The organism is Photobacterium rosenbergii, from assembly GCF_003026455.1.
GTDB lineage: Bacteria > Pseudomonadota > Gammaproteobacteria > Enterobacterales > Vibrionaceae > Photobacterium > Photobacterium rosenbergii.
On record NZ_PYMB01000033.1, the window covers coordinates 1 to 12,988 of the forward strand.

The 12,988-nt window shown below is 49.8% G+C and carries 14 protein-coding genes; 13 read left to right on the forward strand and 1 reads right to left on the reverse strand.

The window, feature by feature from the left end:
- Positions 1–437: 437 nt before the first annotated feature.
- Positions 438–1,238 (reverse strand): inositol-1-monophosphatase, encoded by an 801-nt coding sequence (suhB, locus tag C9J01_RS27045; protein ID WP_107301175.1) that lies wholly within the window; start codon positions 1,236–1,238, stop codon positions 438–440.
- A gap of 242 nt (positions 1,239–1,480) precedes the next feature.
- Here suhB and trmJ point away from each other — a divergent pair, with 242 nt between their 5' ends.
- From trmJ to rlmN, 13 genes are all read left to right on the forward strand, one after another.
- Complete coding sequence (gene trmJ / locus C9J01_RS27050) at positions 1,481–2,212, forward strand: tRNA (cytosine(32)/uridine(32)-2'-O)-methyltransferase TrmJ (RefSeq protein WP_107301176.1); 732 nt, start codon at positions 1,481–1,483, stop codon at positions 2,210–2,212.
- Between the two features lie 112 nt (positions 2,213–2,324).
- The gene (gene iscR / locus C9J01_RS27055; protein WP_107301177.1) at positions 2,325–2,831 is read left to right on the forward strand and encodes a Fe-S cluster assembly transcriptional regulator IscR; all 507 of its coding nucleotides are present in this window, start codon (positions 2,325–2,327) and stop codon (positions 2,829–2,831) included.
- A gap of 31 nt (positions 2,832–2,862) precedes the next feature.
- Positions 2,863–4,077 carry an IscS subfamily cysteine desulfurase gene (locus C9J01_RS27060; protein WP_107301178.1) on the forward strand — a complete coding sequence of 405 codons (1,215 nt, stop codon included), beginning with the start codon at positions 2,863–2,865 and terminating at the stop codon, positions 4,075–4,077.
- Positions 4,078–4,110: 33 nt separating this feature from the next.
- Positions 4,111–4,494 (forward strand): Fe-S cluster assembly scaffold IscU, encoded by a 384-nt coding sequence (gene iscU / locus C9J01_RS27065; RefSeq protein ID WP_107301179.1) that lies wholly within the window; start codon positions 4,111–4,113, stop codon positions 4,492–4,494.
- Between the two features lie 18 nt (positions 4,495–4,512).
- The gene (gene iscA / locus C9J01_RS27070) at positions 4,513–4,836 is read left to right on the forward strand and encodes an iron-sulfur cluster assembly protein IscA (RefSeq protein ID WP_107301180.1); all 324 of its coding nucleotides are present in this window, start codon (positions 4,513–4,515) and stop codon (positions 4,834–4,836) included.
- Between the two features lie 94 nt (positions 4,837–4,930).
- Positions 4,931–5,446: a co-chaperone HscB gene (gene hscB / locus C9J01_RS27075; RefSeq protein ID WP_107301181.1), complete on the forward strand. Its 516-nt coding sequence runs from the start codon at positions 4,931–4,933 to the stop codon at positions 5,444–5,446.
- A gap of 38 nt (positions 5,447–5,484) precedes the next feature.
- Entirely contained in the window at positions 5,485–7,335 is a 1,851-nt protein-coding gene (hscA, locus tag C9J01_RS27080; protein WP_107301182.1) for a Fe-S protein assembly chaperone HscA, read from the forward strand.
- Between the two features lie 2 nt (positions 7,336–7,337).
- On the forward strand, positions 7,338–7,676 hold the full coding sequence (fdx, locus tag C9J01_RS27085; protein WP_036816639.1) for an ISC system 2Fe-2S type ferredoxin: 339 nt from the start codon (positions 7,338–7,340) through the stop codon (positions 7,674–7,676).
- Between the two features lie 185 nt (positions 7,677–7,861).
- Positions 7,862–8,062, forward strand: coding sequence for a Fe-S cluster assembly protein IscX (iscX, locus tag C9J01_RS27090; RefSeq protein WP_107301183.1), 201 nt, complete (start codon positions 7,862–7,864; stop codon positions 8,060–8,062).
- Positions 8,063–8,440: 378 nt separating this feature from the next.
- Complete coding sequence (pepB, locus tag C9J01_RS27095) at positions 8,441–9,736, forward strand: aminopeptidase PepB (protein ID WP_107301184.1); 1,296 nt, start codon at positions 8,441–8,443, stop codon at positions 9,734–9,736.
- A gap of 57 nt (positions 9,737–9,793) precedes the next feature.
- On the forward strand, positions 9,794–11,071 hold the full coding sequence (gene pepB, locus C9J01_RS27100; protein ID WP_107301185.1) for an aminopeptidase PepB: 1,278 nt from the start codon (positions 9,794–9,796) through the stop codon (positions 11,069–11,071).
- 29 nt (positions 11,072–11,100) lie between these two features.
- Positions 11,101–11,529 carry a nucleoside-diphosphate kinase gene (gene ndk, locus C9J01_RS27105; protein WP_107301186.1) on the forward strand — a complete coding sequence of 143 codons (429 nt, stop codon included), beginning with the start codon at positions 11,101–11,103 and terminating at the stop codon, positions 11,527–11,529.
- A 327-nt stretch (positions 11,530–11,856) separates the two neighbouring features.
- Positions 11,857–12,978, forward strand: a complete 1,122-nt coding sequence (gene rlmN, locus C9J01_RS27110) for a dual-specificity RNA methyltransferase RlmN (RefSeq protein WP_107301187.1) — start codon at positions 11,857–11,859, stop codon at positions 12,976–12,978.
- The last annotated feature ends 10 nt before the right edge of the window (positions 12,979–12,988 follow it).

Consider the following 12,988-nt stretch of genomic DNA (forward strand, 5'->3'; position numbering starts at 1 on the left):
GTTAGCTTACTGGTGCGACTACATTTTAGGGCGGGGTAGCTCCCCAAAAAAGCCCGTATATAAGTGCGCATCTATACCTTGTTTTAGTTTTGTTTCTTTGTTGATTTCCCAAGGGAGTCCATATAAGATCCTAGGAAAAGAAAGAGCATGGTTCGAGGAAAAAAAGGTCCTAGTTCCTAGGAAAAGGAAAAATGGGGGCCTAGGATTAACTGGCTCTAGGAAAAGCGGGTAGAGCGAAAGAACAAGAGCGAAGAGCTTGACATTGATTAGCTAAGAGCAAACGCTTTTGCAGCACCCAGCACCCAGCACCCAGCACCCAGCACCCAGCACCCAGCACCCCTCAAGGAACTAGGAACTCAAATCTAGGATCTCAGAGACAAAAAAACGCCCCGGTGATTTTCATCACCGGGGCGTTTGATATTTTTCTTTAGCGAGAATTACTTCGCTAGTGCGTCGCTACCGTGTTCACGGATTTTGCTTAGCAGAGGCTTAACTACGCGTGCGTTACCAGCAACGATGTTGCCAGTCACAAGGTGGTTAGTGTTGCCAGTGAAGTCAGCACAGATAGCACCAGCTTCGCGAGCGATTAGCTCACCAGCAGCAATTTCCCATGGCTTAAGACCTAGGCGGAATACACCGTCAACACGGCCAGCCGCTAGGTAACATAGGTCTAGGGCAGCACAGCCAGACATGCGCATATCGTCACACTCTACGAATAGAGCGCTCTGGATTTTCATGAAGCTTTCTGAGTGCTGCTTGGCAGCAAACGGTAGGCCTGTAGCCAGAGTTGTACCAGTTAGGTCGCGAGGCTGAGATGAACGGATACGCTGGCTGTTTAGCTGCGCACCTGCGCCACGTGTTGCTGTGAAAAGCTCGTTGCGTGCTGGGTCGTAAACCGCTGCCACTTCAGTGCGGCCGCGCATACGTAGTGCAACAGAGATTGCGTAGTGAGGGTAACCACGAACGAAGTTCTTGGTGCCATCCACTGGGTCAATGATCCACTGGCATTCTTTGTCCTTGCCTTCAATCGTACCGCTTTCTGCTGCAATGATGCAGTGATCAGGGTATGACTTACGGATAGTGTCGATAATGATAGCTTCTGCTTCGTTATCGATGTTAGTAACAACATCATTGCCTTTGTTAGCTACTTCAATAGCTTGTGATTTTTCTAGAGATTTAATGACATGGTCACCAGCCTTTCGTGCAGCACGAATGGCAATATTCAGCATAGGATGCATAGGATCTTCCCAACGGATGTTAAAGAACTAAAAAGCGGCGGCGAGTATATCAGAGCTAGGGCAAAAGGGAAGTGGTTATTTTTTATTCGTACGAATGAAGCACGTTACGGTGGCGGGATTTTGCTCGGTTAGTGAGGGACAAATCGTTATTGGTATAAAGTTTTTACATGTTTTCACCATTTTTAAAATGCCTGTGTTAAAATCTGTCGGTTCGATTGATAGAGTTGAAAGTAGCACCTCCTATGTTAGAAAAAGTCAGTGTCGTTCTCGTAGGCACCTCACATCCCGGCAATATCGGTTCAGCTGCCCGTGCGATGAAAGTGATGGGGCTAACCAACCTGGTTCTGGTAGACCCTGCCTGTGAAATAGATGAAACAACCTACGCACTGGCGGCGGGTGCTTCTGATATCGTTGAGCAAGCGAAAATCGTGTCTAGCCTTGATGAGGCTATTGCTGATTGTGGCTTGGTGGTTGGCTCAAGTGCCCGTTCCCGTACACTGGAGTGGCCGCAGTTGGATCCCCGTGAGTGTGGGATCAAAACCATTGCCGAAGCACCTACCCATAATGTCGCTATTCTGTTCGGCCGCGAACGCACCGGTTTGACCAATGAAGAATTACAGCGTTGTCACTGCCATGTATATATTCCGGCTAACCCTGAATATAGTTCGTTGAATTTAGCGATGGCAGTACAAACGGTGAGCTATGAAATCCGCATGGCTTTTTTGGAATCGGAAAAATTCCAATCGCAACAGCAGGTTGAGGAATACCCTCGGATGAAGGAGCTGGAAATGTTCTATCAGCACCTTGAAAATGTTGCGACCAAGACCAACTTTATCAGTAAAGATAAGCCATCAATGGTAATGACCAAGATGCGTCGCCTGTTTTCCCGGGCAAGACCGGAATCACAGGAGTTGAATATCTTGCGTGGTATCCTTTCTTCAATAGAAAAGTCACTCTCTCGCCCAGAGAAATAGACACAAACTCTGAATGGCTAAAAGCCTGACTAAATTACTCAGGTAAATACTTGACCGTTTTAGTCAGGTATGCGACACTCCCCCCATAAACAAACGTGGGTAGCGGTGTGTTATGAGATTGACATCAAAAGGAAGATACGCAGTCACGGCCATGTTAGACGTGGCTTTGCACTCTCAGGATGGTCCGGTTCCTCTGGCTGATATTTCAGAACGTCAGGGGATCTCATTATCCTATCTAGAACAGTTGTTCTCTCGCCTGCGCAAGGCTGGTTTGGTAGCCAGTGTTCGTGGACCGGGTGGGGGATATCGCCTCGGCGAAGATGCCAACGACATTGCTGTCGGTATGGTGATCGCTGCCGTCGATGAATCCGTAGATGCGACTAAGTGTCACGGTAAAGGAGACTGTCAAGGTGGCGTGCGTTGCCTGACACACACGCTATGGCGTGACTTGAGCTCCCGTATCAGCGGCTTTTTGAACAACATCACTCTTGGTGAGTTGATGCAAGACAATGACGTACAAGAAATTTCTGGTCGCCAGGACCAGATTCTAACTAAGTCGTCATTTGGACATAAAAATACACACGACAACACCTCAATCGGTGTCGATGTTCGCTCCTAGAGACCAGACGTCCGTGTTTTCGGAGATGAAGATGAAACTGCCAATATATTTTGATTATTCCGCTACTTGCCCAGTAGATCCTCGCGTTGCAGAAAAAATGGTGCAATGCATGACCATGGATGGAAACTTCGGTAACCCGGCTTCTCGTTCTCACCGCTTTGGTTGGCAGGCTGAAGAAGCGGTCGATACCGCTCGTGAGCAGATTGCTGAGCTGCTAAATGCAGACCCGCGCGAAATCGTATTTACTTCAGGTGCAACTGAGTCAGACAACCTGGCTATCAAAGGTGCAGCCCACTTCTACGGTAAGAAGGGCAAGCACGTGATCACCTGTAAAACAGAACACAAAGCGGTGCTTGACCCATGTCGCCAGCTAGAGCGTGAAGGCTACGAGGTAACTTACCTAGAGCCTGAAGCAAATGGCATTATCGACATGGCGAAATTGCGTGACGCTATGCGTGAAGACACGGTGCTAGTGTCAATCATGCACGTGAACAACGAAATCGGTGTTATCCAAGACATCGCAGCGATCGGTGAGCTATGCCGTGAGAAGAAAGTGATCTTCCACGTTGATGCTGCTCAGTCAGCGGGTAAGCTACCTATCGATGTTCAGGAAATGAAAGTTGACCTGATTTCTCTATCTGCGCACAAAATTTACGGTCCAAAAGGGATCGGTGCCCTATACGTTCGCCGTAAGCCACGCATCCGTCTTGAAGCACAGATGCACGGTGGCGGCCATGAGCGTGGTTTCCGTTCCGGTACTCTAGCGACTCACCAGATTGTTGGTATGGGGGAAGCATTCCGTATCGGCAAAGAAGAGATGGACAAAGACTACCAGCACGCCCTTGCCCTACGCGAGCGTATGCTGAAAGGCCTTGAAGGCATCGAAGCGATGACCATCAACGGTGATTTGGAGCAGCGTGTACCTCAGAACTTGAACATCAGCTTTGCATTCGTTGAAGGCGAATCGCTACTGATGGCACTGAAAGATCTTGCGGTATCATCTGGCTCGGCATGTACATCAGCTAGCCTAGAGCCATCATATGTTCTTCGTGCCCTTGGTTTGGACGATGAACTGGCACACAGCTCAATTCGCTTCTCTTTCGGTCGCTTCACGACGGAAGAAGAAGTAGACTACGCAGTTTCACAGATCCGCGGTGCGGTTGAGAAACTACGTGACATGTCTCCGCTTTGGGATATGTACAAAGAAGGTATTGACCTAAACACGGTCGAGTGGGCACACCACTAATCTTGCGGTCATCACGTATTCGAGGAAACTGTCATGGCATATAGTGAAAAAGTTATCGATCATTATGAGAACCCGCGTAACGTAGGCTCATTTGATAAAAGCGACAAAAATGTAGGTAGCGGCATGGTGGGTGCACCTGCCTGTGGCGACGTAATGAAACTTCAGATCAAAGTGACTGAAGAAGGTATCATTGAAGATGCCAAGTTCAAAACGTATGGCTGTGGTTCTGCGATTGCCTCAAGCTCACTGATCACTGAGTGGGTAAAAGGTAAGACGCTGGACGAAGCTGCTAGCATCAAGAACTCAGCGATTGCTGAAGAACTTGAGCTTCCACCAGTAAAAGTTCACTGCTCAATCCTTGCGGAAGACGCAATCAAGGCTGCAGTTAGCGATTACAAGAAGAAACACGAAGATTAATTCTCAAAGGGTTGTTGTATGGCCATAACGATTACTGAAGCGGCAGCAAGTCGCGTAGCTACTTTCCTAGAAAACCGAGGAAAAGGCATCGGCCTACGGTTGGGTGTCCGGACTTCAGGTTGTTCAGGAATGGCCTATGTACTGGAATTTGTTGACCAGCTAGATGAAGGCGATCAGATCTTTGAAGAAAAAGGTGTGAAGATCATCATCGATGCCAAGAGCATGGTATATCTGGATGGTACCGAGTTGGACTTTGCCAAAGAAGGTCTCAACGAAGGTTTCCAGTTCAACAACCCTAACGTGTCCAGCGAATGCGGCTGTGGTGAAAGCTTCAACGTATAATCGCTGAGCCAATTGAACCTGATTGCTGCCTTTTCTAAAGGGAGAGTCAGGTTCAATTATTTTCAGACTCAGTTTTTACAGAAACTCACGCGCTATGAATCATTTCGAACTCTTTGGGCTACCTTTTCAGTTTCAGCTGGACGGTAGCCTTCTTGCAACACAGTTCCGCGAACTGCAGCGTCATTTCCACCCAGACAATTTTGCTACGGCATCAGAACGCGATCGTCTGATGGCGGTACAAAAAGCTGCGCAAATCAACGATGCCTTCCAAACGTTGAAAAACCCTATCTCCCGTGCAGAGTACATGTTGTCGGTTAACGGCGTAGATATCCGAGGTGAGCAGAAGACGTTGCAGGATCCTGCCTTCTTGATGCAACAGATGGAGCTGCGTGAAGAGCTGGAAGAGATCCCTGAGTCGAACGATCCAGAAAGTGCGTTGTTTGATTTTGAACAGCACGCCTCAACCCTGTACAAGTCACAGTTGGTTGAACTTGAGCAATTACTTGTTGATGAAAACTGGGAAGTGGCGGCAGACGCCGTGCGCAAGCTGAAATTTATTGTTAAGCTGCGTGAAGAAGTCGAGCGCTTGGAAGATAGCCTGCTTGATTGATTTTGCCCAAGCCCGGTATAAACACCACAGGAACGAAAATGGCACTGTTACAGATTGCTGAACCCGGTCAAAGCGCTGCGCCGCACCAACATAAGTTGGCGGTGGGTATTGATCTGGGCACTACAAATTCTCTCGTGGCTGCAGTACGCAGCGGCGTTCCGGAAACCCTGAAAGATGAGCAAGGTCGTGCGATTTTGCCATCGGCGGTTCATTACAGCGAAAGCGAAGTGGTTGTTGGCCATGATGCCCGCGATATCGCCCAGCAGGATCCGGCCAATAGCATTATTTCTGTTAAGCGTATGATGGGCCGCTCTCTGGCGGATATCCAAGAACGCTATCCGCAGATGCCATATCAGTTCAGTGCAACGGACAACGGTTTGCCACAGCTGATCACCCGTGGCGGTGAAGTTAACCCAGTTCAGGTGTCAGCTGAAATCCTCAAGACACTTAACCAGCGTGCACAAGATACTCTGGGCGGTGAACTAGAAGGTGTGGTTATCACTGTCCCTGCCTACTTTGATGATGCCCAGCGTGCGGGTACCAAAGATGCGGCGAAACTGGCAAACCTTAATGTTCTGCGCCTGCTAAATGAGCCAACGGCTGCAGCAATTGCTTATGGCTTGGATTCAGGCCAGGAAGGTGTGATTGCTGTCTACGACTTGGGCGGTGGTACATTTGATATCTCTATCCTTCGCTTGTCGAAAGGTGTGTTTGAAGTGATGGCAACCGGTGGCGATTCCGCGCTGGGCGGTGATGACTTTGACCACCTGCTAGCGGATTGGATTGCCGAGCAAGCCGGTATCACTGAGCGTGATGCGATTGCCCAGCGTAAATTACAAGATGCGGCGCAGGCAGCGAAAGAAGCCTTGTCTGATGCCGACGAAGTGCTGGTCGATGTGCTTGGCTGGCAGGGCACCGTTACCCGTGAGCAGTTCGATGCCTTGATCCAACCTTTGGTGAAAAAGACCTTGATGGCTTGCCGCCGTGCATTGAAAGATGCTGACGTCAGCGCAGAGGAAGTTATCGAAACCGTTATGGTGGGTGGTTCGACCCGCGTTCCTTTGGTTCGTGAAATGGTTGGTAACTACTTCGGCAAAGAGCCGCTGACTTCTATCGACCCTGATCAGGTGGTGGCGATTGGTGCCGCTATCCAGGCTGATATCCTAGCGGGTAACAAGCCGGATGCAGACATGTTGCTGCTGGATGTGATCCCACTGTCGCTAGGTATTGAGACCATGGGCGGCATGATCGAGAAAATCATCCCACGCAACACGACTATTCCTGTCGCGCGTGCCCAAGAATTCACCACGTTTAAAGATGGCCAGACAGCAATGTCAGTGCATGTGGTACAGGGCGAGCGTGAAATGGTCAGTGACTGCCGTTCACTGGCACGCTTCACACTACGTGGTATTCCTGCGATGGCTGCAGGTGCTGCGCATATTCGCGTGACCTACCAAGTAGACGCCGATGGTTTGCTATCGGTGACCGCGATGGAGAAGAGCAGTGGCGTACAGTCTTCTATTCAGGTTAAGCCGTCTTACGGCCTGACTGATGATGAAATCGCGACGATGATCCGCGATTCAATGACCTTTGCCCAGGATGATAAAGACGCCCGCGCCCTTGCCGAGCAACAAGTGGAAGCGGACCGTGTTCTGGAAGGGTTGATTGCAGCGCTGGCTCAGGACGGTGAAACCCTACTGAGCAAAGAAGAGCGTGACGAGCTGGAAGCCGTAATGATGGAACTGGTTCAATTGCGTCAGGGTACTGATCCGCACGCGATTGAAGCTGGAATTAAGAAAACAGATAAGGCAAGTCAGGAATTTGCATCTCGCCGGATGGATCAGTCTATCCGCCGGGCCCTGGCTGGTCAGTCGATTGATGAGGTTTAGGCATGCCTAAAATTGTTGTATTACCCCATGATGAGCTATGCCCGGAAGGCGCAGTGTTAGAAGCGCAGGAAGGCGAGACAATCCTTGACGTGGCTCTGCGTAACGGTATTGGCATTGAGCATGCGTGTGAAAAATCCTGTGCATGTACTACCTGCCACTGTATCGTTCGTGAAGGCTTTGATTCACTTGAAGAAAGTGATGAGCTGGAAGATGACATGCTGGATAAGGCATGGGGATTGGAGCCTGAATCACGTTTAGGTTGCCAGGCCAAGGTTGCCGACGAAGATCTTGTTGTTGAGATTCCCAAGTACACCTTGAACTTGGCGTCGGAAAACCACTAAAACCCGATACTTATTGAAGCCCTGATGGTTATACCCTCAGGGCTTTTTTTATGCCCGAAAGATCGTTGTTTGTAGTGCTACGTTGGCTAAACTAAAAAGGCTAGAGGCTAGAGGCTAGAGGCTAGAGGCTAGAGGCTAGAGGCTAGAGGCTAGAGGCTAGAGGCTAATTTGAAGAGGAGAGAATGATGGGCTTGAAATGGATTGATTCACGGGACCTGGCAGTTGAACTGTCCGAGCTGCATCCGGATGTTGATCCGGAGAAGATCCGCTTTACCGACCTAAGAGAGTGGATTTTGGCGTTGGATGACTTTGATGATGACCCAAAACATTGTAGCGAGCGGGTATTGGAAGCGGTGCAAATGTACTGGATTGAAGAAGCGGACTGATCATTTGGGTTGTTTATTTCCCTTCTTGTAGACCCACCTCCTTATGATCTTGCTCTTAGTCTCGTTGTAAACAGCTTGTTTCTTGGCTGCAACCAAGGCAGAGTAAGATAAATTCTGAAAACTGGCTGATAGGCCATATTTTCAACTGTATTGTCCTCCCCTTAGCGGGAGAGCAGCTCGGAACGTGCTGAAATCGCTGTGAAACCCCTTGTAATGCTAAAATGAACCCCAATAACAACTGTTATAGCGGGTAACATCATTGTCATTCATTTGTTATCCAGATGCATGCAAGATAATGTATTCAGGCGTTAGGCACGCCCTATCTCATCTCGTTACCGCGCCATAGCTGCGGGGTAACATCAATCCAAGGAGTAATTCATGTCTGCCAAAATGAGTGTGCTATTGTCTGCGGAAGCAGCGGGTGAACAATGGGGCAAGAACGCCCTGGTAACCTTTGAAGCTGACGGTGCGGTAGTACACCTGACAGAAGAAAATGTGCTGCCTTCTTTGCAGCGTGCGGGCCGCAAACTGGATTCACAAGGTATCAAGAAGGTTGAACTGGCTGGTGAAGGTTGGGATCTCGAGTGTATTTGGGCATTTGTCCAGGGCCACCGTAATGCTAAGCCGGGTAATGAAGTTAGCTGGAGCGGCCTGTCAGAGGCAGATGAAGCTGAACTTCAGGCACGCCTGATGGCAACCAACTGGGTACGAGAGATCATCAACCAGTCGGCAGAAGTGGTGCGTCCATCGCAGTTGGCTTCTCGTGCGGGCGAATTTATCAAGTCGCTTGCCCCGGAACATGTCACTTACAAAATCATCAAGGGTAACGATCTGTTGGATGAAGGCTGGAACGGTATCCATACTGTTGGCCGTGGTTCAGAGCGTTCGCCAGCAATGCTACGCCTTGACTATAACCCAACGGGCAACGCCGAAGCGCCGGTCCATACTTGCTTGGTCGGTAAAGGGATCACCTTCGATTCTGGCGGCTACAGCATGAAACCATCGGCGGGTATGACGGCGATGAAAGCGGATATGGGCGGCTCTGCGTTGGCAACAGGCGCACTGGCACTGGCCATCGCCCGTGGTACCAACAAACGTATCAAGTTGATCCTATGCTGTGCTGAGAACATGGTATCTGGCCGTGCTTTCAAGCTTGGCGATATTATTACCTACAAGAACGGCAAAACGGTTGAGGTGCTTAACACCGATGCCGAAGGTCGTTTGGTATTGGCGGACGGCCTTATCTATGCAAGCAGCCAGAACCCAGAGTTGATCATTGACTGTGCCACCCTAACCGGCGCGGCTAAGAATGCGTTGGGCAATGACTACCACGCGCTGTTTAGTTTTGACCACGGTCTGGCACAGAAAGCGCTGATGGCAGCAAGTGATGAGAACGAAGGTTTGTGGCCGCTTCCTCTGGCTGATCACCACCGTGCAATGATGCCTTCTAACTTTGCTGACCTGAGTAATATCTCTCAGGGTGACTTCATGCCAGGTGCAAGTACTGCTGCCGCATTCCTGTCTTACTTTGTTGAAGATTACCAGAACGGCTGGATGCACATCGATGCCAGCGGTACTTACCGTAAGTCTGCAAACGACAAATGGGCTGCCGGTGCGACAGGTATGGGGGTACGTACACTAGCCAACATCCTGTGTGACCACGAACAAGACTAAAACTAAAAAGACTTATTGCTGCCGCCTAAGGGCGGCAGCTTTTTTCAGGAAGAAAGTATGTTAAAAATTTCATTATCGTCAGCCCAATACGAAGGTGTATGGGGTGACAAAGCGCTGGTGGCGTATGAAGCTGACGGCGCGGTTATTCATTTTACCGGTGATTTCCCATTGCGCCGTATCCAACAGGCTGCCCGTCAGTTGCAGTCACAGGGGATCACTGCAGCTAGTCTAGAAGGTGAAGGTTGGAGCTATGAGCGCCAATGGGCGTTCTATTGTGGTTTTGCCACGCCAAAAGCCGAAGTGGTATTGCGTTGGGCCTCGATTGACGAGGACGAACTTGAACTGCTCAATGCCCGCCGCCGCAGTGCTGACTGGGTGCGCAAAGTGGTCAATGCCACGCCGGAAGATATGTATCCTGAAAAACTTGCGGATGAAGCGGTATCTTTCTTGTCTGCCATTGCCGGTGATGCCCTTTCCCATGAGGTCGTTGTGGGTGATGCATTGGCTGAGCAAGGCTGGATAGGGACCCACAGTGTTGGTCGTGCTAGCAGCCGGCCACCTGTGATGCTGACCGTAGACTTCAATCCGACCGGTAATGCCAATGCTCCGGTTTCTGCTTGTTTGGTCGGTAAAGGGATCACGTTCGACTCTGGTGGTTACAGTATCAAACCAAGTGCCGGTATGGTCACTATGAAGTGCGATATGGGTGGTGCGGCCACTGTAACGGCTGCCTTGGGGTATGCTATCGAGCAAGGTTTGCGCCAACGTGTGAAGTTGATCCTGTGTTGTGCCGAAAACCTGATTGCTGGAAACGCCTATAAGCTTGGTGATGTGTTAACGTACAAGAATGGTCAGACGGCAGAAATCGTTAATACCGATGCTGAAGGGCGTTTGGTATTGGCTGATGGTTTGATAGCGGCCAGTGAAACCAAAGCGCCACTCATTATTGATGCCGCGACACTGACCGGCGCTGCGATGATGGCAGTGGGTACTGACTACAATGCGTTGTTTGGGCTAGACAAGGAGTTGGTGTTCAAGGCACAGCAACTGTCTGATTTAGTTAACGAGCCTGCATGGCCGTTGCCGCTGGAAACCTGGCACCAGTCGAACTGCCCGTCATACTACGCAGATACCGCTAACAGCCGAGTGCAAAAAGGTGGCGGTATGGGCGGCGCATCTAATGCTGCCGCTTTCCTGTCGCGTTTTGTTGATACCGACAACTGCGGCTGGGTCCATTTTGATTTGGCGGCTTGCTTCCGTGACAGTGCCGATGCCCGCTGGGCGGCAGGTGCAACCGGGGTAGGTGTTGCCAACATAGCAGCGATGCTGCTTTAGAAGATTTAAGCCTGAGGGGAAATATAATAATGACAATTGAAAGAACATTCTCAATCGTAAAGCCAGATGCCGTTAAACGTAATTTGATTGGCGCTATCTACAACCGGATTGAAAAAGCAGGCCTTCGCGTGGTGGCCGCTAAGATGATCCACATGGATGCCGATAAAGCTAAAGGCTTCTATGCCGAGCATGAGGGCAAGCCATTCTTTGATGATCTAGTGGCGTTTATGACGTCTGGTCCTGTAATGGTGCAGGTACTGGAAGGTGAAAATGCCGTTGTACGTTACCGCGAGCTAATGGGTAAGACCAACCCAGAAGAAGCCGCTTGCGGTACGTTGCGTGCTGACTATGCCCTGAGCCTGCGCCATAATTCAGTACATGGTGCTGACAGCCCGGTCTCTGCCGCACGTGAAATCGCCTATTTTTTTGCTGATGATGAGATTTGCCCTCGCGGCTAAGTCAGCTAAGTCATTCAATCAGTCAAAATAAAACGGGAAGCTATACGCTTCCCGTTTTTATTTGCCTGACAGTCGTAACCACGCTTGTTAACAAGTGGAATCTCACCGTCAAAGCCTGTACAATTTCGCGCCTTATAGCCAAGTGACTCCAGGTCTTCCTCGCTGAATTTAGCGCCTTGCAGTTACTTGGCTATAAAACCAAACTGATTACAGGCTGGTGGAAAATACCACTTGCCGTGGGTTTGGTATTCAAAGGTCCTGTCGTATACCGCGAATGGTATGCCCAAGGCACAGATAACGTCACGTAATTTAAAGAGGCAACAACCGATGACAACTGTTAAAACGAATCTGCTGGATTTTGATCGCAAGGGGCTGCGTAAGTATTTTGCCGAGGAGTTGGGCGAAAAAGCCTTCCGTGCGGATCAGATTATGAAGTGGATTTATCATTTCGGTTGTGATGATTTCGATCAGATGACGAACATCAACAAGAAATTGCGTGAAAAGCTAAAGCAAGTTGCTGAAATCCGTGCGCCGTATGTATCGGAAGCGCAACACTCTAGTGATGGTACTATCAAGTGGGCCATGAAGGTTGGCGATCAGGATGTAGAGACGGTCTATATCCCTGAAGATGACCGCGCGACGCTGTGTGTATCATCTCAGGTGGGTTGTGCGTTGGAATGTAAATTCTGCTCAACGGCCCAGCAAGGCTTCAACCGTAACCTACGTGTGTCGGAAATCATTGGTCAGGTTTGGCGTGCAGCCAAAGAGATCGGTGTAGAGAAAGAAACTGGCCGTCGCCCAATTACCAACGTGGTAATGATGGGTATGGGTGAGCCTTTGCTTAACATGAAGAACCTGATCCCAGCGCTTGAAATCATGCTAGATGATCTAGGTTTCGGCTTGTCCAAGCGTCGTGTAACAGTTTCAACGTCGGGGGTTGTATCAGGCCTTGATCAGATGACCGGCAATATCGATGTTGCCCTGGCGATTTCTCTGCATGCGCCGACTGATGAGCTTCGCTCTGAAATTATGCCAATCAATGACCGCTGGAACATCGATGATTTCCTTGCCTCGGTACGTCGCTACATCGCATCGTCGAATGCCAACCGTGGCCGAGTTACTGTGGAATATATCTTGCTCGACCATGTTAACGATGGCATGGAACATGCCCGTCAATTGGCAGAAACGTTGAAAGATACCCCTGCGAAAGTAAACCTGATCCCATTCAACCCTTACCCAGGTTCGCCGTACAAAAAGCCGAGCAACTCGCGTATTGATCGCTTCATGAAGACCCTGATGGAGTATGACTTTACGGTGACGGTACGTAAGACCCGTGGCGATGATATCGACGCGGCATGCGGACAATTGGTAGGCGATGTGATTGACCGCACGAAACGCACCCAAGCTAAGGCTCAAAACGGTGAACAAATCCCGGTAAAATCAGTCTAATAGACGATTA